This window comes from Pseudoalteromonas sp. ECSMB14103, assembly GCF_000813065.1.
GTDB classification, from domain to species: domain Bacteria; phylum Pseudomonadota; class Gammaproteobacteria; order Enterobacterales; family Alteromonadaceae; genus Pseudoalteromonas; species Pseudoalteromonas marina.
The window spans coordinates 1-25269 of the sequence record NZ_JWGY01000018.1 but is presented as its reverse complement, the minus strand read 5'-3'; the positions used below and the strand labels follow the sequence as shown (position 1 = coordinate 25269).

General features: G+C 39.7%; 27 protein-coding genes. 20 read left to right on the top strand and 7 right to left on the bottom strand.

The features are described 5' to 3' along the window. Positions 1–694: 694 nt before the first annotated feature. From RF53_RS18870 to hslR, 3 genes are all read right to left on the bottom strand, one after another. Positions 695–2233 carry a phosphoenolpyruvate carboxykinase gene (locus RF53_RS18870; protein WP_006794627.1) on the bottom strand — a complete coding sequence of 513 codons (1539 nt, stop codon included), beginning with the start codon at positions 2231–2233 and terminating at the stop codon, positions 695–697. A gap of 266 nt (positions 2234–2499) precedes the next feature. Then, positions 2500–3345, bottom strand: coding sequence for an Hsp33 family molecular chaperone HslO (gene hslO / locus RF53_RS18865; RefSeq protein WP_039038560.1), 846 nt, complete (start codon positions 3343–3345; stop codon positions 2500–2502). A gap of 12 nt (positions 3346–3357) precedes the next feature. Next, complete coding sequence (gene hslR, locus RF53_RS18860) at positions 3358–3780, bottom strand: ribosome-associated heat shock protein Hsp15 (RefSeq protein WP_039038559.1); 423 nt, start codon at positions 3778–3780, stop codon at positions 3358–3360. A 214-nt stretch (positions 3781–3994) separates the two neighbouring features. Between hslR and gspC the strand changes: the two genes are divergently transcribed. The 13 genes from gspC to RF53_RS18795 all read left to right on the top strand — a co-directional run bounded on the left by gspC (position 3995) and on the right by RF53_RS18795 (position 15969). Next, positions 3995–4936, top strand: coding sequence for a type II secretion system protein GspC (gene gspC / locus RF53_RS18855; protein WP_039038558.1), 942 nt, complete (start codon positions 3995–3997; stop codon positions 4934–4936). Between the two features lie 23 nt (positions 4937–4959). Beyond that, the gene (gene gspD, locus RF53_RS18850; protein WP_006794631.1) at positions 4960–7023 is read left to right on the top strand and encodes a type II secretion system secretin GspD; all 2064 of its coding nucleotides are present in this window, start codon (positions 4960–4962) and stop codon (positions 7021–7023) included. Beyond that, a complete protein-coding gene (gspE, locus tag RF53_RS18845; RefSeq protein WP_039038557.1) occupies positions 7016–8581 on the top strand; it encodes a type II secretion system ATPase GspE in 1566 nt (521 codons plus the stop codon). Before gspD ends, gspE begins: the two co-directional genes overlap by 8 nt. 2 nt (positions 8582–8583) lie before the next feature. Further along, on the top strand, positions 8584–9819 hold the full coding sequence (gene gspF, locus RF53_RS18840; protein ID WP_006794633.1) for a type II secretion system inner membrane protein GspF: 1236 nt from the start codon (positions 8584–8586) through the stop codon (positions 9817–9819). 78 nt (positions 9820–9897) lie between these two features. After that, on the top strand, positions 9898–10320 hold the full coding sequence (gspG, locus tag RF53_RS18835; RefSeq protein WP_006794634.1) for a type II secretion system major pseudopilin GspG: 423 nt from the start codon (positions 9898–9900) through the stop codon (positions 10318–10320). 49 nt (positions 10321–10369) lie between these two features. Further along, on the top strand, positions 10370–10954 hold the full coding sequence (locus RF53_RS18830; protein ID WP_039038556.1) for a prepilin-type N-terminal cleavage/methylation domain-containing protein: 585 nt from the start codon (positions 10370–10372) through the stop codon (positions 10952–10954). Further along, entirely contained in the window at positions 10954–11328 is a 375-nt protein-coding gene (gspI, locus tag RF53_RS18825; protein ID WP_006794636.1) for a type II secretion system minor pseudopilin GspI, read from the top strand. The genes RF53_RS18830 and gspI overlap by 1 nt, the downstream gene beginning before the upstream one ends. Next, positions 11329–11943, top strand: a complete 615-nt coding sequence (gene gspJ, locus RF53_RS18820; RefSeq protein ID WP_006794637.1) for a type II secretion system minor pseudopilin GspJ — start codon at positions 11329–11331, stop codon at positions 11941–11943. Beyond that, positions 11936–12922, top strand: a complete 987-nt coding sequence (gene gspK / locus RF53_RS18815) for a type II secretion system minor pseudopilin GspK (RefSeq protein WP_039038555.1) — start codon at positions 11936–11938, stop codon at positions 12920–12922. The genes gspJ and gspK overlap by 8 nt, the downstream gene beginning before the upstream one ends. Further along, the gene (gene gspL / locus RF53_RS18810) at positions 12919–14127 is read left to right on the top strand and encodes a type II secretion system protein GspL (RefSeq protein ID WP_008129637.1); all 1209 of its coding nucleotides are present in this window, start codon (positions 12919–12921) and stop codon (positions 14125–14127) included. The genes gspK and gspL overlap by 4 nt, the downstream gene beginning before the upstream one ends. Continuing rightward, on the top strand, positions 14124–14597 hold the full coding sequence (gspM, locus tag RF53_RS18805; protein ID WP_039038554.1) for a type II secretion system protein GspM: 474 nt from the start codon (positions 14124–14126) through the stop codon (positions 14595–14597). Before gspL ends, gspM begins: the two co-directional genes overlap by 4 nt. A gap of 3 nt (positions 14598–14600) precedes the next feature. Beyond that, positions 14601–15359 (top strand): type II secretion system protein N, encoded by a 759-nt coding sequence (locus RF53_RS18800; RefSeq protein ID WP_010558133.1) that lies wholly within the window; start codon positions 14601–14603, stop codon positions 15357–15359. 22 nt (positions 15360–15381) lie between these two features. Continuing rightward, positions 15382–15969 carry a UPF0149 family protein gene (locus tag RF53_RS18795; RefSeq protein WP_039038553.1) on the top strand — a complete coding sequence of 196 codons (588 nt, stop codon included), beginning with the start codon at positions 15382–15384 and terminating at the stop codon, positions 15967–15969. Positions 15970–16008: 39 nt separating this feature from the next. On the opposite strand, the gene RF53_RS18790 is transcribed toward RF53_RS18795, so the two are convergent. Both RF53_RS18790 and RF53_RS18785 read right to left on the bottom strand, forming a co-directional pair. Next, complete coding sequence (locus RF53_RS18790) at positions 16009–16215, bottom strand: hypothetical protein (protein WP_039038552.1); 207 nt, start codon at positions 16213–16215, stop codon at positions 16009–16011. Continuing rightward, the gene (locus tag RF53_RS18785) at positions 16215–16574 is read right to left on the bottom strand and encodes a hypothetical protein (protein WP_008129647.1); all 360 of its coding nucleotides are present in this window, start codon (positions 16572–16574) and stop codon (positions 16215–16217) included. Before RF53_RS18785 ends, RF53_RS18790 begins: the two co-directional genes overlap by 1 nt. A 289-nt stretch (positions 16575–16863) precedes the next feature. Here RF53_RS18785 and ccoG point away from each other — a divergent pair, with 289 nt between their 5' ends. The 5 genes from ccoG to RF53_RS18760 all read left to right on the top strand — a co-directional run bounded on the left by ccoG (position 16864) and on the right by RF53_RS18760 (position 21169). Then, positions 16864–18294, top strand: coding sequence for a cytochrome c oxidase accessory protein CcoG (ccoG, locus tag RF53_RS18780; protein ID WP_006794645.1), 1431 nt, complete (start codon positions 16864–16866; stop codon positions 18292–18294). Between the two features lie 75 nt (positions 18295–18369). After that, entirely contained in the window at positions 18370–19344 is a 975-nt protein-coding gene (locus RF53_RS18775; RefSeq protein WP_006794646.1) for a serine/threonine protein kinase, read from the top strand. Between the two features lie 34 nt (positions 19345–19378). Beyond that, positions 19379–20002: a thiol:disulfide interchange protein DsbA/DsbL gene (locus RF53_RS18770; RefSeq protein WP_039038551.1), complete on the top strand. Its 624-nt coding sequence runs from the start codon at positions 19379–19381 to the stop codon at positions 20000–20002. 16 nt (positions 20003–20018) lie between these two features. Then, positions 20019–20657, top strand: coding sequence for a thiol:disulfide interchange protein DsbA/DsbL (locus tag RF53_RS18765; RefSeq protein WP_006794648.1), 639 nt, complete (start codon positions 20019–20021; stop codon positions 20655–20657). A 59-nt stretch (positions 20658–20716) separates the two neighbouring features. Beyond that, positions 20717–21169 (top strand): DUF523 domain-containing protein, encoded by a 453-nt coding sequence (locus tag RF53_RS18760; protein ID WP_006794649.1) that lies wholly within the window; start codon positions 20717–20719, stop codon positions 21167–21169. Between the two features lie 10 nt (positions 21170–21179). Here RF53_RS18760 and trmA read toward each other — a convergent pair whose 3' ends face one another. After that, the gene (trmA, locus tag RF53_RS18755) at positions 21180–22277 is read right to left on the bottom strand and encodes a tRNA (uridine(54)-C5)-methyltransferase TrmA (RefSeq protein WP_039038550.1); all 1098 of its coding nucleotides are present in this window, start codon (positions 22275–22277) and stop codon (positions 21180–21182) included. Between the two features lie 162 nt (positions 22278–22439). Here trmA and RF53_RS18750 point away from each other — a divergent pair, with 162 nt between their 5' ends. Together RF53_RS18750 and murI are read left to right on the top strand one after the other, a co-directional pair. Then, a complete protein-coding gene (locus tag RF53_RS18750; RefSeq protein WP_039038549.1) occupies positions 22440–23567 on the top strand; it encodes a DUF5610 domain-containing protein in 1128 nt (375 codons plus the stop codon). Between the two features lie 77 nt (positions 23568–23644). Then, a complete protein-coding gene (gene murI, locus RF53_RS18745) occupies positions 23645–24445 on the top strand; it encodes a glutamate racemase (RefSeq protein WP_039038548.1) in 801 nt (266 codons plus the stop codon). Here murI and RF53_RS18740 read toward each other — a convergent pair. Then, positions 24408–24887: an RNA recognition motif domain-containing protein gene (locus RF53_RS18740; protein WP_008130837.1), complete on the bottom strand. Its 480-nt coding sequence runs from the start codon at positions 24885–24887 to the stop codon at positions 24408–24410. The genes murI and RF53_RS18740 overlap by 38 nt on opposite strands. Between the last annotated feature and the right edge of the window lie 382 nt (positions 24888–25269).

The window sequence follows — 25269 nt, the reverse complement described above, 5'->3', positions numbered from 1 at the left end:
GCCGATGATAGTGTAGCATTTGCTATGTGAAAGTAGGACATTACCAGGCTTGAAATTGTAGAAAGCCCGACTAGCAATAGTCGGGCTTTTTTGCGTCTGCAGAAAAGTAATCTTCAGCATTCCCTTCTCTAAAGCGTAGCGTCTGTTGAGCAAAGCGCCTCTTTGTGAAGAGTGTTTTGGCTATTAAATACACTGGCCTATGGTAGGTAACATTTCACTGTGACTCTCTACCGCTGAGGGCACAATGACATTCTACTGCGTAGCGCATCGACTTCAAATTGTAGAAAGCCCGACTAGAAATAGTCGTTTTTTTTACATCTGCAGGAAAGTAATATTCAACATTTTCTTCTCTAAAGCGTAGCGTCTCTTAAGCAAAGCGCCTCTTTGTGAAGAGTGTTTTGGTTATCTAATACATTACCAGATGATGACGCAGAATTAGCTCTTTGGCTCTTTAGCGCAGGGTACAGCGCCACTGCTATAAAGCCGCTCTCCTACTCTAAATACAATAAAGCACGACTCGAAAGAGTAAGAGTTTATATGACTGTAGACCTTTAACAGTTTGGCTTGTGGTGTGGGAGTGTACTATCTTATGAATTCGGTTATATATTAAAGAAACTTAGTCGCTGGGGTAAAAATTAGAATCAAAAACGCCAACTCAAGGTTGGCGTTTTAATTATGAGGCTAAAGGCTATTTTTAAGCTTTAGGGCCTGCATTTTTAATGTCGTCAGATACGTCGTATTTCGCAAAGTTTTCTGTAAAGTCAGCTGCCAATTTCGCTGCATATTCATTATACTTAGCCTTATCTTCCCATGTGTTAATAGGGTTAAGAAGGTTGCTATCAACACCTGGAACTGCAACTGGTACGTTTAAGTTCAATGCATCAATATGTTGGGTCTCAACACCGGCTAATTTACCTGACACTATGGCGTCTATTACAGCACGTGTAGTTGGTATATCAAAACGCTTGCCGATACCGTAAGGACCGCCAGTCCAGCCAGTATTCACTAGGTAAACTTTAGCGCCAAACTCACGTACACGTTTCATTAGAAGCTCAGCATAAACCCCTGCAGGACGTGGGAAGAATGGTGCGCCAAAACAGGTTGAGAATGTAGATTCTATATCGCTTGTTGAACCAATTTCGGTTGAACCTACTTTAGCAGTATATCCGCTTAGGAAGTGGTACGCAGCGGCTTCTTCACTCAGTACAGATACAGGAGGTAATACGCCACTCACATCACATGTTAAGAATACAACAGCTTTAGGCTCACCTGCGCGGTTTTCTACTTTACGCTTTTCAACATGTTCTAATGGGTACGCAGCTCTGCTATTTTGGGTCAGACTTGTATCGTTAAAATCTGGCACACCTCTATCATCAAGCACAACATTTTCTAAGATAGTGCCAAAGCGGATTGCATCCCAAATAACAGGCTCATTCTTTTGTGAAAGGTCGATACATTTTGCGTAACAGCCGCCTTCGATGTTAAATACACTACCAGGTGCCCAGCCATGTTCGTCATCGCCGATTAGGAAGCGAGTTGGGTCAGCTGATAACGTTGTTTTACCAGTGCCAGATAAACCGAAGAATAATGCTGTGTCGCCAGCTTCACCAACGTTAGCCGAACAGTGCATTGGTAATACACCCTTAGCTGGTAATAAGAAGTTTTGAACTGAGAACATCGATTTCTTCATTTCACCGGCGTAGCGCATTCCCGCCAGTAATACTTTACGTTGTGCAAAGTTAATAATTACGGTGCCATCGCTGTTAGTGCCATCACGTTCTGGTTCACATACAAACGATGGTACGTTCATCACTTGCCATTGTGGTAAGTTTGAAGCGTTATAGTTTTTAGGTTCAATAAACATGTTTTTGGCAAAAATGTGATGCCATGCAGTTTCTGTTGTGACAACTACAGGTAAATAATGCTCTGGGTCAGCGCCAACTTCTAGGTGAGAGGTGAAGTGGTCATTACTTTGCACATGTGCTTCTACGCGTGCCCATAAAGCATCAAATTTGTCAGCATCGAAAGGACGGTTTACATTGCCCCATTGAATTTCATTTTGTGTTGTAGCTTCTTGTACAATAAAACGATCTCGAGGTGAACGGCCTGTTCGTTTTCCTGTAATGGCTACGAAAGCACCATTTGCGGCTAAAGTTCCTTCGCCACGGCGGATCGCATGCTCGACAAGTTCAGCTGCGGTTAAATCGACAAAACGTGTAGCGCTTGTAATCATGTTTATACCTAACTATGTATGAGAGTTTGAACGGGATAGCTCTGGGTAAATAGTGCCCTTCAGCTGTAATGATAGTAACAGAAGGTTTTCAGATATTCGAGCCTGTAAAGCCCTTAAAAACATATATATTTGCAAAAAAACATGAATAATTTCAATGATACCGGTGTCATTAAATGTCACTTTTTATGACACCGGTATCATCTTTTTATAATATAAAACCGCATATTTTGCGGCTTTATATAGGAAGATGAGCTGAGATGGAGTTTTTAGTTGAAAATACTCTTAATGTCTTGCTCATTAAACGTATATTCTTTTAAGCAGTAATGACAGTTGATATTAACACTACCGTTTTCTGCTACATCATCGAGTAGTTCTTGTTGTCCTACATTAACTAATGCGGTGATTGTTTTGTCGCGACTACAGCCACATTTGAAACGTATGCTTTGTGGTTCAAAAACACGTGGATTATCTTCATGATACAAACGGGTTAAGATTGTACTTGCATCAAGATTTAATAACTCTTCATCTTTTATTGTATTGCTGAGTGCTTCTAGGTGGGTAAAGTCTTCAATTGACTTCTGTTTATCAACAGGCAGTACTTGTAAAAATAAACCACATGCCTTTGCACTGCCTTCGGTTGTATTGGTTGCAAACCATAAACGAGTTTTTAACTGCTCTGATTGCTCAAAGTAACTTTCAATACACTCACTTAGAGTGTCATGCTCTAGAGGGACTATACCTTGGTAGCGCTCACCTTTATCTGGCGTAATAGTAATAACCATATAGCCATTACCGATTAGTTCTTTGACAGTACTGCCTGTCACTTCATTTTGTAGACGAGCAATACCACGCATATTTTGCTTATCATCACCATTTATTACTGCATATTTAACGGGTCCGTCACCTTGCAGTTGCACGGCTATTTCACCTTCAAATTTTAATGTAGCTGTAAGTAAGCAAGTAGCGACCAATAGCTCACCTAGTAATGCTTTTACAGGTGCTGGGTAATTATGGTTTGCAATCATTTCATTGTAGGCACTCTCAATTTGAACGAGTTCGCCACGAACATCTAGTTCGTTGAATAAATAACGGTGAAGTAAATCTTGTTGCATGAGCGGCTATACCTAACTTGATTTCATTTTTAAAAGTTCGCGTCTTTGCTTTTTATCGGGTTTTTTATCCGGATGAGGAGCAAAAAAGCTATTATTTTTACGTGCGATGCTGTTTTCTTCGCGTTTGGCGATACTAGCATCAGATTCTTGGTACAAGGTCTGAGCAATGGGGGCGCTTTGTCGTTTTTCAAGCACCTTAGTTATGGTTACGATTTTTTCATCTACGCCTTGAGCGAGTTTCACTACCGCACCAACCTCGACTATTTTACTCGCCTTTGTTCGCTGTCCATTATAATGCACTTTACCGCCTTGTACCATTTCCCTTGCTATCGCACGTGTTTTATAAAAGCGTGCTGCCCATAACCATTTATCTAATCGAACTTTTAGGTTATCTATGAGGTCAGAGTCTTTATTACTATTACTTTTTTTACTCATAACGTGTTTGTACCTGCAGTAACTTATTATCTAAAATTTACCACGAAATCTATCTAGGATGAAGGTATTACAGTGGGCGTTTGTTTTTTGTTCAAGTAAATAGAAGTTATTCATTCTGTTTACAAAGTTTAATATTAGTGTGCTTGTTGAATGAAAAATGAAAGGGTACTATGGGGTCGCGCTTACGCAGTAAATTAAAAAAAGAACACTATTTATGGAACAGCAAATCCAACAGCTAAAACACATTTTAACTCGATTACCGCATGCTAAATTAAGTGCGTTAGTCACGCTATTAGTTGTTGTTTACCTTGCATTTTTATTATCAAAATTGGTTTGGCTTTTATGGCCTCAACCTCAGGTATCTTTACTTAGTCCTACTCAGTTTGCCACACAGTCATCGGGAACAAGTAATAATTCGGCACAACGTATTGTTGAGCAGTTTTTGTTTGGTAAAAAAACGGTAACAAACAGCGCTAATACTGCAAAACAATCACAAATTATTAATGACGCCCCTGAAACACGTTTAAGTATTAACTTAACAGGCATAGTAGCTGTAAGTAATGATGATAAAGCAGGCGTTGCAATTATTGAGTCGCAGGGCAAGCAGGTTAGCTACCTTGTCGATGAAGTTGTATCTGGGACCCGTGCAAAAGTAGCGCAAATACTTCCTGACCGTGTCATTTTAAGTGTAAATGCTCGGTTTGAAACGCTAATGCTTGATGGGCTCGATTTCACCAAAACAGTCTCTATGCCGGTGCTCGCTGCAAAAGATGAGCAAGAAATGGGGCCGCAACGATTAGATGGCAGTGAAGAACAAATAAATGCGACTGCAGACCCAGAAGTAAAAGAAGCCATTATAGAAACACGTGAAGAATTATTAGAAGAACCCGGTAAGCTTTTTGATTACATACGTGTATCTCAAGCAATGAGTGAAGGTGAGCTAATTGGTTACCGCTTAAGTCCGGGAAAAGAACCCGCACTATTTAAGCAAATGGGATTAAAAAATAACGATTTAGCTGTTTCTATTAACGGCTATCAACTAACAGATTTAAAACAGGCCATGTCAGCCATAAACGAGCTGCGCAATAGCACCGATGCTACTATCACTATTGAGCGTGATGGTGAGCAAATAGATGTGCAATTTAGCCTGCAATAACTTAGCTTTGGAGTTTTAACATAATGGTTCAGGTGCTACACCTCACAAAAATTAAAAAAGGGTTAGCTAAGTACGCAGCACTTTTTTTGGCGGCAAGTATATCTTTGTCTGTTTCTGCAGTTGAATATGCAGCAAACTTTAAGGGAACTGATATCAACGAGTTTATTAATATTGTTGGTAAAAACCTTAATAAAACGGTGATTATAGATCCCAACGTGCGTGGTAAAGTGAATGTACGTAGCTATGAGTTAATGGATGAAGATCTTTACTATCAATTCTTTTTAAATGTATTAGAAGTTTACGGCTATTCAGCTGTTGAAATGGATAATGGCATCATTAAGGTAGAAAAAAGTTCTGACGCTAAAAAGTCGAATGTGCCACTAATTACTGAAAACAGTTCTGCATCGGGCGATATGATGATCACCCGTGTGGTGCGCGTAAAAAATGTAAGCGTGCAAGAACTAGGACCATTAGTTCGTCAATTTAGCGATCAAAAAGATGGTGGCCATGTTGCTAACTTTAATGCTGCAAACGTAATGATGTTGACAGGCCATGCTGCATCAGTAAACCGCTTAGTGGAAATTATTCGCTCAGTTGACCAAGCCGGTGATAAGCGTGTTGATATTGTAAAGCTTAAATACGCAACCGCTGATGATGTTGTCTCTGTAGTAGAAAATATTTATAAAGATAGTGGCAAAGGAAGCGTACCAGAATTTTTGATTCCTAAAGTCGTAGCCGACGGCCGTACCAATAGCGTAATTGTGAGTGGTGAAGGGCAAGCCCGCACACGTGCAATTGAATTGATTAAGCGCCTTGATGGTGAGCTTGAAAGCCAAGGCAACACTAAGGTGTTTTATTTAAACTATGCCAAATCGGAAGACTTAGTTAAGGTTCTTCAGGGTGTAAGTAAAACGTTAACCGAGGAAGCTCAAGGTAGCGCAACTAAAACGCGTTCGCGTAGTAACAACGAAACCAGCATTGAGGCACACCCAGAGTCTAATTCACTAATAATTACAGCGCAGCCCGATACTATGCGTTCATTAGAGTCAGTTATTGAACGATTAGATATTCGTCGCGCACAAGTATTAGTTGAAGCAATTATTATTGAAGTGATGGAAGGTGATGGCGTTAATTTGGGCTTGCAGTGGATTTCAGAGCAAGGTGGCATGCTGCAGTTTAATAATGGTACAACAGTACCTGTTGGCTCATTAGCTGTTGCAGCAGAGCAAGCGCAAGATACAACAGTTACCCAAAATATTATTGGTACAGAATCAGGTAATGTTACACCTTACACAGAAACCACCGAAGGTGACTACGGGCCGCTTGCATCATTACTTAGTGGTATTAATGGCTTAGCACTGGGCGTTGTAAAAAACGACTGGGGCGCAATTATTCAGGCTGTTGCAACCGACACTAACTCAAATATTTTGGCAACGCCTTCAATTACCACCATGGATAACGAAGAAGCCTCTATTTTAGTAGGTCAAGAAGTACCTATTATTACCGGATCTCAAACGGGCACTAACAATAGCAATCCATTTCAAACGGTTGAGCGTCAAGAAGTGGGTATTAAACTTATTGTAACGCCACAAATTAACGATGGCTCAGCGGTACAGCTAACCATTGAGCAAGAGGTATCGAGTGTAAGTGGTGCAACTGCGGTTGATATTTCAGTGAACAAACGTGCTATTAAAACAACGGTTATTGCCGATGATGGCGGTATGGTTGTTTTAGGTGGCTTAATAGACGAAGACGTTCAAGAAAGTGTTTCTAAAGTTCCATTATTAGGTGATATTCCTGTTTTAGGGCACCTATTTAGGTCAACAAACACGACTCGCCGTAAGCGTAACTTAATTGTATTTATCCGCCCAACGATCATCCGTGATGGGGTGAGCATGAATAAGTTAAGTTTTAACAAGTATAACTTTATTCGTGGTGAGCAAACTAAGCAGCAAGAAGATGGTATTGATTTAATGCCAATGACCGATACCCCTGTATTACCAGAGTGGAATGATGAGCTAGTGCTTCCGCCAACTTATGAAGAGCATTTACGTAAACAAAATGCACAAGAGCGTAAAGATGACTAATGCGATACAAGAGATAAACCAAGACGTGGTTCATCCTAATACGCATAGTGCAGATGAGCCCTTAGCTGATGACGTACTCGTTGACTTACCAGCAAAACGTTTACCATTTTCGTACGCGCGACGTGCGGGTGTTTTGCTCAGTGAATATCAAGGCCAAACTACCGTGTACTTTCGTGGTGAGCTTGATTTAGATGTATTACTTGAAGTGCGCCGAATCGCAGGTCATGGCTTTAAATTAGAGCAGCTTGATGATGACAAGTTTGAATTGTTACTAGAGTCATCTTACCAACGTGATAGCTCTGAAACGCAGCAAATGATGGAAGATATTGGCAACGAAGTTGATCTGTTTTCTTTAGCTGATGAGCTCCCGCAAACTGAAGATTTATTAGCTGGTGATGACGATGCGCCCATTATAAAACTCATTAATGCCATGCTTAGCGAGGCCATTAAAGAGGGGGCGTCAGATATTCATATTGAAACGTTCGAGCAAGAGCTTGTGATTCGTTTCAGGGTTGATGGGGTTTTAAAAGAAGTACTAAAACCAAATCGTAAACTTGCCTCATTGCTTGTATCGCGTATTAAGGTAATGGCAAAACTCGATATAGCTGAAAAGCGTATTCCGCAAGATGGTCGTATTAGCTTGCGTATTGCAGGACGTGCAGTAGATGTGCGTGTATCAACCATGCCGTCGAGCTTTGGTGAGCGAGTAGTATTACGTTTACTTGATAAGAACAATGCTCGCCTAAACCTAGAAGATTTAGGTATGACTCCAAAAAACCGTGAGTTGTTTGCTGACTTAATTAGTAAGCCGCACGGGATTATTTTGGTAACAGGACCAACGGGTTCTGGTAAAAGTACCACCTTGTATGCAGGTATGAGCCAAATAAATTCTCGCGATCGTAATATTCTGACTGTAGAAGATCCTATTGAATATGAGATCCCAGGTATTGGTCAAACGCAAGTAAATACAAAAGTAGATATGACGTTTGCAAGAGGGTTGCGTGCTATTTTACGTCAAGATCCCGATGTTGTAATGGTGGGTGAAATACGTGATCTTGAAACTGCCCAAATAGGGGTTCAAGCATCACTTACTGGTCACTTAGTTATGTCTACACTGCATACAAATACGGCGTCTGGTGCTATTACTCGAATGGAAGACATGGGCGTTGAACCGTTTTTGCTTTCTTCATCGCTATTAGGTGTTTTATCTCAGCGCTTAGTGCGTACGTTGTGTAACAGCTGTAAAGAAGGGCATGTGGCAGACGAACGTGAATGTCAGCTTTTAGGTGTACCATTTGAGAACAAGCCAACGATATACCGTGCAATAGGCTGTGAAGAATGTAACTTTAATGGTTACAAAGGCCGTACTGGTATACATGAACTACTCGTTGTAGATGAAACAATACGAGAAATGATCCACAACGGTAAAGGCGAGCAAAGTGTAGAAAAATACATTCGCACTCATAGCCCAAGCATTCGCCAAGATGGTTGCAGCCGTGTGCTTGCAGGAAAAACCACGCTTGAAGAAGTGCTGCGTGTTACCCGTGAGGAAGGCTAATAATGGCTGCGTTTGAATATCGGGCATTAGATGGCCGCGGCAAAGAAAAAAAAGGTATTTTAGAGGCCGATACTGCCAAGCAAGTTCGTCAGCTTCTGCGCGATAAAAGCTTAACCCCTTTAGAGGTTGTGCCTGCGGCTCAGAGTGATAAACAGGTAAAGGGGGAGAAAGCACCTTTATTTGGTAGCCTTTTTAAACCAAGTATTTCTACATCTGAACTTGCGCTCATCACACGCCAGTTAGCAACGTTAATTCAGTCAGCATTACCAGTTGAAGGTGCGGTAATGGCGGTGGCTGAGCAGTGTGAAAAACCACGTTTAAAACGTATGTTAATGTCGGTTCGTTCAAAAGTTGTTGAAGGCTATACCCTTGCTGATGGTATGAGTGAGTTTCCCCATGTGTTTGACGACTTATATCGTTCAATGGTGGCTGCGGGTGAAAAGTCTGGGCATCTTGACCAAGTACTTAATCGCTTAGCCGATTACACCGAGCAGCGTCAGCATATGCGTAGTCAAATAACACAGGCTATGGTTTACCCAACTATTCTAGTTATTTTTGCCATTGGTATAGTGTCGGTTTTATTAGGTACTGTTGTTCCTAAAATACTAAAAACCTTTGAAAAAACTAAACAAGTATTACCTTGGACCACCGAGTGGGTAATGGCTGGGAGTCATTTTGTACAAAATTACTGGTTTATTAGCCTACTAGCCATCACCGGCATTGCGATTGGCATTAAGTACGCATTAAAAAAACCACAAGTGCGCTTTTGGTGGGACGACCGTGTGCTGCACATGCCGGGTATTGGTAAGGTGGCTCGTGGTATTAATACCGCTCGCTTTGCTCGTACGTTAAGTATTTTATCTTCAAGCTCTGTGCCACTACTTGAAGGAATGCGGATTTCTGGCGATGTACTCGTAAACGAAAAAATCAAGAAGTCGGTAGCCGACGCAGCTGACAGAGTAAGCGAAGGTGCAAGCCTTAGAGCGGCTTTGCAGCAAACTAAATTATTCCCGCCGATGATGCTACATATGATCGCCAGTGGTGAAAAATCAGGTGAGCTAGAGCAAATGCTAGAGCGTGCAGCGAATAACCAAGACCGTGAATTTGAAAGCATGGTAAACGTATCGCTTAAGTTATTAGAGCCTGCAATGATTGCATCTATGGCTGTTATCGTTTTATTTATTGTTATGGCCATTTTGCAGCCTATTATGGCAATGAACAAAGCAGTTGGGCTCTAAATTTAAATAGTTTTTATATATTAATGGTTTTACCTAAACCATTTTTGCTTAGTGTTTTTAGAATAATGAGGTAATTACGTGAACAAACAATCAGGTTTTTCTTTACTAGAAGTAATGGTGGTACTGGTTATCATCGGGATGATTATGTCTATTGTTGCGCCAAATATTATGGGCCAACAAGAAGAGGCCGCTATTGATAAAGCGCATTTAGATATTCAGCAGCTTGAAGATGCGATGAGCTTATACAAGCTTAAAAATAAAAGTTACCCAAGCACAGAGCAAGGTCTTGAAGCGTTAGTGACTAAAACGTCTATTGAGCCTGTTCCAAAGCGTTTTCCTGATGGCGGCTTTATCAGCGAATTACCAGAAGATCCATGGGGCAATACATACTTATTAATAAGCCCAGGTGAAATTGGTAAATTTGATATTTTCTCTATGGGACCAGACGGTGAAGTCGGTACCGACGACGACATTGGTAACTGGGATGAAGAAAAGCAGTAATGAGTCAGTCTACTGAGCTTAACCTAAATGTACTTTTTGAAGACTTACTATGAACGTAGGTCTTCAATCAATGCACAAGAAAAAGGGCTTTAGCTTAATCGAGATTTTAGTTGTATTAGTGGTTATCGCTTTTGCAACAAAAATGGTGGTATACAGCTTAGATGGCGGCGCTGAAGATGAGTTAGATGCTCAAGCGCTTAGGTTGCATACCACCATTAATATGGCGTCAGAATTTGCAATTTTAAATCAGGTAGAGCTTGGCTTACTCGTTGAAAAAAATACCCTAGAATACTTAGTATTTGATGGAGAAAAATGGGTAACCTTTGACAGAGAAGAGTTATTTAAACCCATAGAGTTGGAGCCACGCCTAAAGCTTACCCTCAACTTAGAAGACCTTGCATGGGCTCAAGATAATCTACTTGAACAGTCTAATTGGCGAGAGCTTATGAGTGGTGGTGAAGAAGATAGCTTACTCGAACTTAAAAAGCTTAAAATACCTCAAGTACTTATTTTATCGTCGGGCGAAGTAAGCGCATTTCAGTTAATTCTTGAGCTAAAAGATCAAAGTGACCCTGTTTACTTTATTGAGGGTGAATTTACAGCACCAGTAAATTTAAGAAGAGAGCCAGAGTAATGACATTAAGTAAAGGCTTTACCTTGTTAGAAGTACTTGTTGCTTTGAGTATTTGTGCAATGGCGGGTATTGCAGCAATGCAAGCCACAGGCGAGCATATTCATCACTTAACAACAATTGAAGAACAAACATATGCCTCATGGGTTGCTGAAAATGTCATTATTGAACAACGGGTAAAAGGCGAGCAATGGCAAGGTAAAAATAACTTACGTGGTAGTGAGGTTATGGGGGGGGTTGAATGGTTTTGGCAGCAAGAGGTTGTGCCCACTGCAGATAAAAGCTTTGTTAAATTAACCATAAATGTATTTATCGATGAAAAGTACGAACAGTCAGTCTATGAGCTTTCAACGTATTTAAATAAAGGTAAAAAGTAAGTGAAGCAGCGCGGATTTACATTGCTTGAAGTAATGGTTGCTTTGGGGATTTTAGCTTTTGTTGTTATTTCTACGCACCAAATACTAGACAGCACAACTAAAGCAAAAGACGCATCGGACGAAAAAATAGCGGAACTTAATGGCTTACAAACAACGTTTAGACTTATGGACCAAGACTTTAGCCAAATGACTAAACGTGCAGTTAGAAACGAGTCTGGTGACGTACAAGAATATTATTTATTAGCAGGGCGTTATGTGCTTGAAAGCCAATATGACGGCATTGCATTTGTAAGAGACGGTTGGATAAACCCAATAAATTTATTGCCTAGGTCAGAGCTGCAGGCTGTTGGATATAGGGTCATAGATGATAATCTTGAGCGTGTGTATCGCGTGTACGTTGATCAGCTTGATAATATGGAGCCACGTGTACAGCAGGTATTAGAAAACGTCGAAGAGCTTAAGTTTGAATTTTTAGACAGTGACAATAAGTGGCAAGAACAATGGGAAGTAAAAGCATTGCCTAAAGCGGTTGCGGTTACTTTACAACAAATAGAGGCCGAACCTATTCGTCGTGTATTTTTAGTTCCTGGGCAAGGAAGTAGAAGTAATGGGTAGGCAGTCTTCGCGCGGAGCAGCGCTGGTTATTGTGCTATTTATTGTTGCATTAGCTGCTATTTTAGCCGTAGAAATGAGTGCTAATTTAATGGTGCAAGTGCAAAAAAGTACTAATTTACAAGGTCACCAACAAGCAAAATGGTATGCCTACGGTGCAGAAGAGTTGGCCATTAAAGGGCTCATTCAAAGTAAAAAAGATGACCCAGATAAAACAACGCTTGATCAAGTATGGGCAACACAAGGTAACGCAGCATACCCAGTTGATAACGGCACATTAAGTGGTTCAATTACTGACTTGCAATCATGTTTAAATTTAAACGCCATAGCGATTGAACCCGATACAAATAGTGCTGACAAAACAAACCCTGCACACAAAGCACTGTTTGCCTTACTTGAAAATATAGAAGATTTACCAGCGGATGAATCGGAAGAAGCAATGGCTGATAGCGTGTTCGACTGGCTGGATGAAAATAGCATAACCTATCGCTCAGGTGCTGAAGAGGGAGAGTACTTATCTCGTAAATTTCCGTATATGACTGCTAATAGTTTATTTGCATCTCCATCGGAACTTCGCTTGGTAAAAGGCTTTAACCCGCTAGTAATGGAAAAAGTACTGCCTTATGTGTGTGTTATTCCGGGGAGCAATCAGCTTTTAATTAACATTAATACAATAGCACCAGAACAGGCTTTACTACTAAGCGCGCTGATGGATAATTTAAGTTTGTCGGCTGCAGAGGCTGTCATTGCCGCAAGACCACAAACAGGTTTTGATTCTTTAGAAGAATTTTTTGAACAGGTACAGCAACAAGGCGGTACAAACACTGAATCAGTGAAAGACTTATTTAGTATTAAAAGCGAATATTTTAAATTACAAACGCAGGCAAACTTTGTAGATCTGCGTTTTTCGATGACCACCTTACTGCACGCCAAAGACGGCGAAGTAACGATACTGGCGCGAAAATTTGGAGGCGTACAGTGACAGAAATATTGTTGATCCGTACGGGTCAAACCCAACAAGAACGATTAAATTGGCTTGTATATTCACCACAAGAACAAGAAATAATAGCCAGTGGTGAGCTATCAAGCGCAGGCAATTTGAATGAATTAAGTGAAAAAGCAGCCAACAGGGAAGTGGTTGTTTTATTGCCAAGCGATCAAGTGCAATTAAAAACGGTAACACTACCCACAAAGTGGAATCGCAAATTAGAGCAAGCACTCCCTTACATGCTTGAAGAAGATATAGCCTGCGATGTAGACGATTTGTATATAGCTATAGGCGAAGCAACTATGGTTGGTGAGCAGCATGCTATTCAGGTTGCTATGACTGACCGCGAATGGTTTGAGCAATGGCTCGCGTTGTTTGTGGAACATGAGCTGCCTGTTTATAAAATATTACCTGATGCACTGTTGTTACCCTCTGTAGGTGAGGGAGAGGCTAGTGCTATAGAGCTCAATCAGCAGTGGCTGTTTAAGCAAGGGGCATGGCATATTAGTGCGGTTGAATTAAGCTGGTTGTCAGGTTATTTGACTGCGTTAGGTAACCCTGAGGTTAAACACTTTAGCCCAGCCGAGGACTTCCCTGAGGGGACGAATTTACAAGCGCAAACAAGTCAGTACGATCTCCCGTTAGCTTTATTTGCAAAGCAATTAAATAACGTTAAATTCAACCTTCGCCAAGGTGTTTACCAGCTTAAAAAGAAGAGTGCGCTCTGGTGGGGTTACTGGAAAGGCGCGGCAATTTTTACAGCCGTCGCATTGGGCTCTACTTTAGTTATAAAGGCAATTGAGTTACAACAGCTTAATTCTCAAGTCGATATAGTAAAAAACCAAGTAGTTGAGCGATACCAGACAGCATTCCCCGGATCTAAAGTGCATCCTAATTTGATAAAAAATCAGATTAAAGGCGCATTAGATAGAATAGAAGGCTCTGATGAATCCGGTTTTTTAGAGCTGACGACTAATTTGGTTGATGTATTTTCACAAGTGAATGAGTTCACACCAGAAACGTTACGTTACGACAAACGAAGAAACGAGTTACGTATTCGCGCGCGTGCTAAAGACTTTCAAACCTTTGGTAAAGTAAAAACCATACTTGAAAAGCAAGGCTTAACGGTAGAGCAAGGGTCTTTAAATAACGATGGTGATTTTGTGGTAGGTGAGATTAAATTGCGAGGTGCTGCATGAAAGCACAAGCGATAAAATACTGGCGTTCTTTAAAAGAACAAGAGCAGCAACTTATTATGGTTGCTGGTGGTATATTTGTTATTTTTGTTCTTGTGATGGGGATATTCAGGCCGTTAAATAACGCCATAACAAAAGCAGAACAATCGAAAATTAAGCAACAGGCTTTGCTCGTGTGGGTTGACGAAAGCATAGTAAAGCTAAAAGCAGCGGGTAATACGCGTGTTGCGAGTAGTCAAAATCTAAGCCAAGTGGTTAACTCTACTCGCAGTCGCTATCAAATCAATATTAGTAAAATGCAGCCTAGTGATGGTTCGCTGCGTTTAACGCTCGACTCAGTAGAGTTTAATAAACTAGTAGAATGGCTCGATGAATTAGTGAATCAGCATGGTTTAAAAATCGAAAACTTAGATTTAAGTCGCGACGATAAATCGGGTTATGTAAGAGTAAGCCGTTTGGTATTAGAGAATTAATAAATGAAAAGAATAATTATATTATCGGCTGTCTTTTTAATTAGTTTTATTGTGTTTTGTATTATTAAATTACCCGCTGCAATCGCGCTTGATTTAGCAAAACCTCATTTTCCTAAGCAGTTAGAAGTAGGGCAGGCTGTAGGCACTGTATGGCAAGGCCAATTAATGCAAGTTCGTTTTGATGGCGAGCAGTTAAATAATGTGCGCTGGGATATCGCCGGTTGGGCATTATTTACTGGCAATTTAAATACTAATATAAAGTTTGGAAATGCTCGCGAACGCACCGATATATCGGGATATGCAACCGTCAGCTATGGATTGTTTAATCATACTTTAAAAGTAACAGATGGTTTAGTTCGCTCAACGGTAGAGCGAGCTATGCAACGAGTTCAGTTACCATTACCTGTTACAGCAAAGGGGCGTGTAATACTTGAGCTAGATGAATACACCTCAGGTGCTCCTTACTGTGAGTCATTAAAGGGTGAAATAGCGAGCCCAAATATCGATGTGCAAGGCTTAAATGGTTGGTTTAATATAGGACCTCTGGCTGGCAAGTTAAGCTGTAAGTCGGGCGATGTGGCAATATTAATCGACCCTGATAACACCCTTGGGCTTGAAGCCGATGCCACTCTTAAAGCTAACTTTGACTTTAGCGTAGCAGGGTATGTAAAACCAGATGCTAGCTTACCAAAAGATGTTCACGATGCGGTTAAGTTTTTAGGCCGACCAGATAGCCAAGGCCGTTACCCGCTCAATTTTTAATGTTTTGATATAAAGAGTTTTAATGCAACTACCGCAATTCACTGAGCTGCATGCTAAGCAGCTCAGCACATTTTTAAATACCCAACCTCAAGCCATGACCTTTGAACAAAGCAAAGGTTATTTATTTGGTGTTATATGTTCACCCGACCCTCTTGATGTGCACGAATGGGTTGATGTGATACTCAATAATTCAGCAAACGAATTAGATGAAGAAACGCTATTTTTATTTATGGCGTTTTACCATCAAATAAGTGAACAGGTGTTTGAAGTAGGGTATAAACTGCCACCACAGTACGACAGTGCATTTTGCTCGCAGTGGAGCCAAGGCTTTTTAACAGCAAGTAATGCTTACACGCAAAAGCTATTAGCAGCAACGAAGTTAGATGCACAGTACAAAGAGGCCTTAGAAACCGCACAAGCAACCCTCAGCTTTTTTGCATTAGATACACAGCTTATCTCTCAAATAGCATCACAAAATTCAATGAATACATTGCAGTTGTGTGAGCAACAATATGACCTTATGGGGGATTTTGCACTTGGTTTTGCAGAGCTAGTAGAAATAGTGGCGCTCAATAGTGGTTTGTATAACGATGATGGCTGGGACGGGTAGTTAGCGTTAAACTTTTTAATAATGGCGCTTTAATTAATATCAAGCGCCAAGATCTAAAATAATATCTGTGCAGCCTTGCTTGCACTTCACTACGCCTTTTCCCACTTCGCTGGTGGCTAAATCGAGTGTGAGTACCGTATTACATTTTTCGCATTTTAGCGTTTTACCTTTTGCTAACTGTTTAAGCATATTACGTTGCTTGTGAAACGAATCACTGGTTTTTTTGTTTAAATTAGAAAAGTCCATTATTTAGCCCGTTTTTGCTCGAGTGATTCAGACACTATTTTACACACTTTATTTAAGCGTTCAGCGTAGAAGTAAAGGTTTAAGTCGCGTTCACGACAGTAGCGCAAATTAAATAGCTGAACTGCGTCATCAGTGGTGAATGTTTTTTCTACGTATTCTTTTTCTGAGCTTGAGAGTGTCAGCTCATGACTAATTCTGTTTTTTGCTAAATTAGCAGCAGGGCTTCTATTTACTTTACTTGCATCACTTAAAAAGCCAATACCTTCGCCTAATAGCTTTTCGCGTGGTTCTTTTACAAGTGGATGATCAATGGTAAAAAACGCAAGGATCACAATTATCAAAATAATAAACTTCTTCATGGATACGTAAACCTTGATCTAAATAGGGTTGAATTATCAAGCAGTGTAATAAACTGCCTTTTAAAAGCAAGTAACTGAGATGAATAAATTAGTCGCAATCTATACCAGTAATTTTAGCCAATATTGGTATAATAACTAACAAAAGTTAGATATTTCTGAAATATCTGAAAGTATTTAATTTATGATTCATTAAACTAGTCTTACTTAGCAAGTTACTTGCTACACTATTAGTATAGAGCATTTGATTAGTGCTCAGCTTTTATTTTCCAAGCGGTGTTGAGGAACTTCGATGGACAAACAGATTAAAGTAAAAAACATTCCTGTTGAGGTAAAAATTCAAAAGCCGGATTTAAGCCGTCAAGATGATAGATTTAACCCCCGTAACCGCATTTATGTGAGAGCCGTAAAAGGTCTTCACCAATTACTAAGACAGCGCATTGGTTTTTTAGGCATGCTCGCATTTATGGTTTTGCCATGGATAAACTTTAACGGTCAGCAAGCCGTGCTATTTGATTTAATAGCACAAAAATACAATATTTTTGGTCTAACTTTATGGCCTCAAGACTTCACCATACTGGCGTTTATATTCATGCTGGCGGCTTTTGCGCTGTTTTTGGTAACTACATTTTATGGACGAGTCTGGTGCGGATATACCTGTCCTCAAACGGTATGGACCTTCATTTTTATCTGGTTTGAAGAAAAACTTGAAGGGACAGCAAATCAACGTAAAAAGCTCGATCAACGGCCTATGGACTTTGACAAGTTCTGGCGAAAAACAGCTAAGCATTCCAGCTGGGTGTTGTTTTCTTTGTATACTTCTATTTCGTTTGTTGGTTACTTCACACCGATAAGAGAGCTACTCCCTGATTTTATAACCTTTAATGTTGGCGGTTATGCACTAGTGAGCATTTTAGTATTTGCTGTGTGTACATATGGCAACGCAGGCTGGATGCGTGAAATTATGTGTTTGCATATCTGTCCCTACTCACGTTTTCAGTCGGCAATGTTTGACAAAGATACCTACACAGTAACCTATGATGAAAGCCGAGGTGAAAGCCGGGGCCCTCGCTCACGTAAGGTTGCCCACGCAGATTTAGAAATAGGTGACTGTATTGACTGTAACCTATGTGTGCAAGTCTGCCCAACAGGCATTGATATAAGAAACGGTTTACAGGCTGAGTGTATAAATTGTGGTGCGTGTATTGATGCGTGTGACGGCGTAATGGATAAAATGGAGTACCCGCGAGGGTTAATTTCGTATACCACAGAACGTAATCTTGAGACGCCAGAAAATAAAACCAATCCTCTACGAGCCAAAATTATTGGGTATACGGTCATACTAGTGTTGCTAACAGGCGCGCTTGTTACAAATATTGCACTGCGTAAACCAATGGACTTTGATATTATTCGTGATCGAAATCAGCTATATCGTGTCGACTTTAATGGTTTGGTTGAAAACACATATACCTTAAAGGTCATCAATAAGGCGCAATATGAGCAAACCTTTAACATTAAAGTGGCGGGGCTAGAAAACTTTAAATACATAGGTAAACAAGTATTTACTGTTCAAGCAGGTCAATCGCATAATGTGCCATTATCACTCGTTATGGACCCTTATGACTTAAAAGCGCCTATAACAGAGTTTAATTTTGTATTGTCGCCAGTTAATGAACCGGATGAGACAATTTCGCAATCGAGCAACTTTTTTAGAGCGCGATAGCCGTACTTTCTAATTCGGTAAATATAGCAATAACAAAAGCGGGTTTAACCCGCTTTTCATTTTTATAAGAAGAGCATGAGCAAATTTAGCTTTATAGATTTAACCCCAGATTTAATACTTGATGCGATAGAAACCATAGGTATTTATCCCGAGTCTGGGTTACTAGCGCTTAACAGTTATGAAAATAGAGTTTATCAATTTAAAGCCGAAGACGGTCTGCGTTACGTAGTAAAGTTTTATCGTCCCGAGCGTTGGAGTAAAGCACAAATTCAAGAGGAGCACGATTTTGCTTTTGAGCTTGCTGACGCTGAAGTACCCGTTGTAGCCCCTGTTTTACATAATGGACAAAGCTTGTTTGAACACCAGGGCTATATGTTTGTGGTATTCCCAAGTGTGGGTGGGCGATTATTTGAAGTAGATAATTTAGATCAGCTTGATGTTATGGGACGTTTAATTGGTCGAATGCACCAAGTAGCTAAAACCAAACCCTTTACTTACAGACCAACAATAAGCTGTGAAGAATATTTGCATACAGCTAAAGTTCATCTTCAAAAAAGTAACTTGGTGCCAATGGGATTAAGCACTGCTTTTTATACTATTTTAGATTTGGTAATTGAGCAGACACAAAAGCAGTATCAAGATACAAATAGTATTCGCTTACATGGCGATTGCCATGCAGGCAATATATTATGGGCTGGCGATGCGCTAATGTTCGTGGATTTAGACGATAGTCGTCAAGGGCCTGCTATTCAAGATCTATGGATGATGCTCAGTGGCGACAGACCAACGCAACTGTTACAGTTAGACACTTTGGTGGGAGCGTATGAAGAATTTTGTGATTTTGACCACGCTCAACTCAAATTAATTGAACCGCTGCGAGCAATGCGTATTATTCACTACATGGGATGGGTGGCAAAAAGGTGGAGCGATCCAGCTTTTGTGCGGAACTTTTCATGGTTTGCTGATGACAAATACTGGGAGCAACAAATTTTAGCGCTTAAAGAACAACTTGCTGCACTGCAAGAACCGCCGTTAAAGTTATTGCCGTAAATTATTATTTAATGACGAGTACAACGAGACACTAATGCTTAAAAAACTAAAACTGAGCCTACTTCTTTTATGTTTACCATTTGCAGCCTTTGCTGCACAGTTTGAGGCAAATAACCAATACACGATTATTAAAACTGAAAAAAGCACAACACCCCAGGTAACAGAGTTCTTTTCATTTTATTGCCCGCACTGTTTTAAATTTGAACCAGTGGCTAAAGCAATTGAAAAAAAACTGCCTGAAGGCACTGATTTTGTTAAAAGTCACGTCAACTTTTTAGGTGGTGTATCTCCACAGGCACAAAGTAATTTAAGCTTTGCTTACTTAATCGCAAAACAACAAGGGCAAGCACAAAATATAGCTGACCAAATTTTTAGAAGTATCCATATTCAAGGTGCGCCTTTAACAGAAGTTAAAGACCTTAAAAAGCTATTGGAAGTAAATGGAATTGATAGCGACACATTTGACCAAGCGATTGCAAGCATGCCAATTATTGCCGCAGAGCAAGCAATGCAAGACAAGCAAAACAAATATTCAAAGTTAGGTGCGTTAACTGGTGTACCTACTTTTATTGTTAACGATAAATACAAAATCAATATTAACACCATAAAAAACCAACAAGAACTTGATGAGTTAATTGCGTTTTTATTAGCATTATAAATTTTGGAGCATAAGAATGATTAAACTACTTAAAGCAGGGTTACTTGCATTAGTATTACCAATGGCAGCAACAAGCTTTGCGGCGGACTACCAAGAAGGCGTCCATTACGATGTTATTGCTGAACGTGCCACTAAAAAGCCAGAAGTAAAAGAGTTTTTCTCTTTTTACTGCCCGGCGTGTAATAACTACGAGTCACTGATCAGCGAATTTAAGCCTAAACTAGATAAAAATGTTAAGTTTAAAAAGAGTCACGTTGATTTTGTGGGGGTTCGTAATCCAGAAAACCAACAAATGATGAGTCAAGCACTTGCAACTGCTGAAGTACTCCCTCAAAAAGAGAAGCTTATCGCAGCTATTTTTAATCATATTCACACTAAGCGTGCTAAATTTAATGAATTAGCTGACGTGAAAGATGTGTTTGTTGCGCAAGGTGTTGATGGCGATAAGTTTGATAAGTTATTTAAAAGCTTTTCGGTTCGTACATTAAGCTCTAAGATGAAGCGCGATCAAGAATACTTTAAAGAAAAAGGTGCTCTTCGTGGTGTACCCACATTTATCGTAAACGGTAAGTATAAATTAAACTTAGGCCGTGAATCGGGTGTTACAGCACCTGAAGATATCAGTAAATTAATTAATTACTTAGCTAACAAGTAAGTTTAGCTAAAAGCAAAAAAGCTCCTTAAGGAGCTTTTTTGCTTTATAAGGATGTAGCAATGAAAAAAATATTAGTATCGAGTTGCTTGCTAGGGCAGCCTGTTCGTTATGATGGGAAAGGACAAACATTACAGCATCCACAATTACGGGTATGGCAAAGTAATAAGAAAATAATATCCTTTTGTCCTGAAGTGGCTGGTGGGCTATCTACTCCTAGAGCTCCTGCTGAAATAATACAGGGGAAAGTAATTACTAATTCAGGAGAAGATGTAACAGAGCAATTTCAAACTGGGGCTAATATAGCGCTAGAACTTTGTAAAAAAAATAAAGTTCGTTTTGCTTTACTTAAAGAATCGAGCCCTTCTTGCGGACGAAATACAATATATGATGGAAAGCATCGCGGAATAAAAATCGAAGGTCTAGGTTTAACTGCAGCATTATTAATAAAGAATGGAGTTCAAGTATTTAGTGAAGAGCAAATACCAGCACTTATAAAAGCACTGGCACTTTAATTTTGGTTGGTTATTTACGCTGTAAGAAAACACCTGACTCTATATGATGTGTATAAGGGAACTGATCAAATATCGCAAAGCGCTTAACGTTATGCGAACGCGTTAAATGATCTAAATCGCGTTCCAGTGTGTCAGGATTACACGATATATAAATTATGTTTTCGTAATTAGCCACTAAATCACAGGTTAACTCATCCATACCAGCGCGTGGCGGGTCGACTAATATGGTTTGGCAGTCATAGCTTTTAAGGTCAATACCGTCTAAACGAGAAAAAGTACGTTCTCCATTCATTGCTTGAGTAAACTCTTCGCTCGACATACGAATAATATCTAGGTTGTCTACATTGTTTTTGGCAATATTATATTGAGCAGAGTGAACAGACGATTTAGATATTTCAGTTGCGAGTACTTTATTAAAAGACCCCGCTAACGCAATAGAAAAGTTACCATTACCGCAGTAAAGCTCTAGTAAATCATTTTTAAGTGGTTTACATAAATCTTGTGCCCACTCAAGCATACTTATATTTACTTTTGCATTAGGTTGCGTAAAGCTATTTTCTACTTGTTGGTAAATTAGTTCTTGGCCATTTACAGTTAATTGCTCTGTTACAAAGTCATCACCTAGCACTTCTTTCTGCTTACGTGCTCGGCCAATAAAATCTATTTTATATTTTTCACTCAGTTTTGCCTTTAGTGACTTAATTTCACGTAGCCATTCATCATCAAGCGGCTTGTGATAAAGCAAGCTCACTAAAATTTCACCACTGAGTGTAGACAGGTAATCTATTTGAAATAGCTTTCGGCGTAAAACCTCGCATGGTTTAAGGTTTTCAATCATCACCTGCATGATTTCACCAATAAGCGGTGCCGCAGGGTCAAACGTATCAACGCGTATTTTTTCTTTAGTTTGCTGATCAAACATTATATGAAACAGATCGTCTCCATCATGCCATACTCTAAATTCGGCACGTTGGCGGTAGTTAATTGGCTCCGAGCTAAATACTTCTAGCTGCTCCACACCAAAACGTTGAAACTGTGAAGTTATACGCTGTTCTTTTTCACTTAACTGCGCTTGGTACTGTGTGGTATCTATTTTAATAACTGCCATTCGCGTTACTACCTTATCTAAGATCTGTTTATCGGCGCTATTGTAGGGAGCGGTTCGCATTTGTCTAGTTTTGGCTAGAATAAATGATGTTTTTTTGCACGGTTTACTTTAGTTTTTTATGCCCTGGCCGATAACAAACTACGCATGCTCAGGAGACGATTCATGAAAATAGGCAATTATGGCTTTATACCAAGCCAGAACATAAACAAATTCAACAACAAAGCTGACGTACAACAACCTACCATCGCGTCTCCGCAAGACAGCTATCAGCAACGAGGTAAAGAATTAGCTGCTAAAGTTTTAGGTGATAAAATGGCAGAGCAGCTTGGTTTGCCAGTTCAAGAAAAAAAAGCAGATAAGCCCCTTTTTGATTTTGAAGCAATAGTTAAAAATGTACTCGACTTTGTTACCGGCGCCGTTAATAAAGCAAAAGCTGATGGTGCCGATGACGATAAATTAAAAGGTATGCTAAGTGATGCCCGTAAGGGGGTTCAAATAGGTATTGATGACGCCGTTGATGAGTTAAAAGAATCCGGCGTTCTGAACGATGAAACCCAAGAGGGAATCAACAAATCAAAAGAAGGTATTTTTGATGGCCTTGATAAGTTTGAAGATAATTTGTTTAACCCAATGCCAGCTAGTGTGGGGGTAACCCAAGCACAATACGCAAGTTTAAGTAATAATGCTCAGTACAGTTTCACCACAGCAGAAGGTGATGAAGTAACAATAAGTTTTGCCGATGCATTTAAATCTCAGTCTGCTAGTAGTTATCAGCGTGGTGAGGGAGGGGAGGCATTCGTAAGTGAATCATCACAATCGAGAGAGCTTTCATTTTCAATGTCAGTTAACGGCGACCTTAATGATAAAGAGCAAGAAGCAATTAATGAGTTAATGGAAAACCTACAAAACGTAAGTAAGACCTTTTTTAGCGGCGATTTAGAGCAGGCATTCGAAGAAGCTCAAGAGCTTAGTTTAGGCAATGAACAACTTGTTGCATTTTCAATGGATTTACGCCAAACCAAAACAGTTGCTGCAATAAAGGGTTACGAAGAAAATAAACCGGCTCCAGAAAAAGTAATTGCAGATAAAGTAGCGCCTTTTAATGATGACCTCCGAGAGGCATTTTCTAAAGCAACCGAGCTAGGTATTCAAAATCAATTATCAGGTATTATGCAGTGGCTTAATGAAGATCAAAGTGAGATCGATAAACTGGTTGATTACACAAAAGCTATGTTTGAAAACCTTAATAAGATAAATAGCGCGACAAAGCAAACAGCAGAGGAAGTTTAACCTCAACATTAAACTACTTTCTTTTGCAAAAATCACATGGCAAACTGCCGTTCTAATCTAATAATAGGAACGGTCGTTTGTCAGCGCATATAATGGTTTTTGATTCAGGGATTGGTGGCACAACAGTACTTGATCATATAAAGCAACGTATCCCGAATGCTCAATATAGCTATTTTATGGATAATGCTTTCTTACCTTATGGAGCCCAAACACAACAAACAATTATTAATCGTTTGTGTTCGCTCATTCATTTCATTAAGTCAAACAAGCTAAACGTCGATTTAATTGTAATAGCATGCAACACGGCATCCACATCGGCATTAAGTGCTGTACGCAAAATTACAGATATACCCATAGTTGGTGTTGTACCAGCAATCAAGCCCGCCGCAGAATTAACACGTTCAAATCACATTGCTTTACTGGCAACACCTGCCACAATAGCGAGCTCATATACAAAAAAGTTAATAGCACAGCACGCTAGTAATGTAACTGTTAACTTATATAGCAGTGTTGAGTTGGTAAACCTTGCTGAATTACTTTTCTTTAATGGCTATTTAGATACAAATAAATTACATGCTGTACTTGAAGGCTTGAGTATTGAAAAGCAAACAGATGTGCTTGTATTGGGGTGTACTCACTTTCCAATACTTACAAAGCAGATTAGTGAGTACTTTAAAAATAGCATTCAGCTGGTGGATTCTGGTGCAGCAATAGCAAATAGGGTTATTTATCTATTAACTGAGTCAGGTTTAATAGCACAAAATATACCTGGCATAAAAAAGCCGTTGCAATACTATGCAACGGCTAATGTTATCAGCGATAAACTTGCGGTTAAGCTAGTTAAACTGATTGATCCGCCTGAGTTCGAAGCGTATTAGAATCATCTTCTTGTTTTTGTTTTGCTTCACGAACTTTTAAAGTGCGTTGTTGGAACTCACTATCGTTCAAGTTCGCAATAGCATTGTCTGCATCAGCTTGCGCCATTTCAACAAAACCAAAGCCACGACGTTTGCCTGTATTTTTATCCTTTAATAGACGAACGTTGAATACTTTACCTTGCTCTTCAAACAAAGCACGAACAACACCTTCGTTTGCACGGTAAGGAAGGTTACCAACGTAAAGTGTTTTAGTTTTTACTTCGGCCTCTTCTAAAACGTCAGAAGACATAGCAGCAATAACTAGCCCACCTATTAATAAGCCAACAGCAAATACAATTGCAGGGTCAAGTTCTAAGCTTCCAAGGGCGAACTTAACAATAACAAAACCAACTACAGCAATAACAACAGAAAAGATAAAAGATTTTTGATCGGGTAATTTCATTTTAGATCTACCAATAAACAGGAAATAAACATTAATTTAACATTGTGAACTTGCTATCTTAACGTCTTAAACGAACTTAGCAATGATATTTATATGAAATTATAAAAAGCAGTGTAAAAAAACATCAATTTAAGCGTGTTTTAACATGGTTTTTTGTGGTTTTGTTCTAATTTTGTTCGAACAGTAAAAAGATCTAAAAAAAGGGTTGATCTGTTTTCGGATCTCCCTATAATGCGACCCCACTGAGACGGGAAACGCCGAAGCATAGCAAAGTGTTAGCGGCTCAGAGAGTTAAGTAAAACTTCGGTTTTAAATTATCGTAAGAAAGTTTAAAACAAAGTATTGACTCGAAAAATAAAGGATGTATTATACGCATCCCTAG

Bases quoted from the DNA above. Each gene is read 5' to 3' on its own strand.
- RF53_RS18870 (WP_006794627.1), bottom strand. From the start codon at position 2,233: ATGATTACAAGCGCTACACGTTTTGTCGATTTAACCGCAGCTGAACTT.
- hslO (WP_039038560.1), bottom strand. From the start codon at position 3,345: ATGCAACAAGATTTACTTCACCGTTATTTATTCAACGAACTAGATGTT.
- hslR (WP_039038559.1), bottom strand. From the start codon at position 3,780: ATGAGTAAAAAAAGTAATAGTAATAAAGACTCTGACCTCATAGATAAC.
- gspC (WP_039038558.1), top strand. From the start codon at position 3,995: ATGGAACAGCAAATCCAACAGCTAAAACACATTTTAACTCGATTACCG.
- gspD (WP_006794631.1), top strand. From the start codon at position 4,960: ATGGTTCAGGTGCTACACCTCACAAAAATTAAAAAAGGGTTAGCTAAG.
- gspE (WP_039038557.1), top strand. From the start codon at position 7,016: ATGACTAATGCGATACAAGAGATAAACCAAGACGTGGTTCATCCTAAT.
- gspF (WP_006794633.1), top strand. From the start codon at position 8,584: ATGGCTGCGTTTGAATATCGGGCATTAGATGGCCGCGGCAAAGAAAAA.
- RF53_RS18830 (WP_039038556.1), top strand. From the start codon at position 10,370: ATGAACGTAGGTCTTCAATCAATGCACAAGAAAAAGGGCTTTAGCTTA.
- gspI (WP_006794636.1), top strand. From the start codon at position 10,954: ATGACATTAAGTAAAGGCTTTACCTTGTTAGAAGTACTTGTTGCTTTG.
- gspK (WP_039038555.1), top strand. From the start codon at position 11,936: ATGGGTAGGCAGTCTTCGCGCGGAGCAGCGCTGGTTATTGTGCTATTT.
- gspM (WP_039038554.1), top strand. From the start codon at position 14,124: ATGAAAGCACAAGCGATAAAATACTGGCGTTCTTTAAAAGAACAAGAG.
- RF53_RS18800 (WP_010558133.1), top strand. From the start codon at position 14,601: ATGAAAAGAATAATTATATTATCGGCTGTCTTTTTAATTAGTTTTATT.
- RF53_RS18795 (WP_039038553.1), top strand. From the start codon at position 15,382: ATGCAACTACCGCAATTCACTGAGCTGCATGCTAAGCAGCTCAGCACA.
- RF53_RS18790 (WP_039038552.1), bottom strand. From the start codon at position 16,215: ATGGACTTTTCTAATTTAAACAAAAAAACCAGTGATTCGTTTCACAAG.
- RF53_RS18785 (WP_008129647.1), bottom strand. From the start codon at position 16,574: ATGAAGAAGTTTATTATTTTGATAATTGTGATCCTTGCGTTTTTTACC.
- ccoG (WP_006794645.1), top strand. From the start codon at position 16,864: ATGGACAAACAGATTAAAGTAAAAAACATTCCTGTTGAGGTAAAAATT.
- RF53_RS18775 (WP_006794646.1), top strand. From the start codon at position 18,370: ATGAGCAAATTTAGCTTTATAGATTTAACCCCAGATTTAATACTTGAT.
- RF53_RS18770 (WP_039038551.1), top strand. From the start codon at position 19,379: ATGCTTAAAAAACTAAAACTGAGCCTACTTCTTTTATGTTTACCATTT.
- RF53_RS18765 (WP_006794648.1), top strand. From the start codon at position 20,019: ATGATTAAACTACTTAAAGCAGGGTTACTTGCATTAGTATTACCAATG.
- RF53_RS18760 (WP_006794649.1), top strand. From the start codon at position 20,717: ATGAAAAAAATATTAGTATCGAGTTGCTTGCTAGGGCAGCCTGTTCGT.
- trmA (WP_039038550.1), bottom strand. From the start codon at position 22,277: ATGGCAGTTATTAAAATAGATACCACACAGTACCAAGCGCAGTTAAGT.
- RF53_RS18750 (WP_039038549.1), top strand. From the start codon at position 22,440: ATGAAAATAGGCAATTATGGCTTTATACCAAGCCAGAACATAAACAAA.
- RF53_RS18740 (WP_008130837.1), bottom strand. From the start codon at position 24,887: ATGAAATTACCCGATCAAAAATCTTTTATCTTTTCTGTTGTTATTGCT.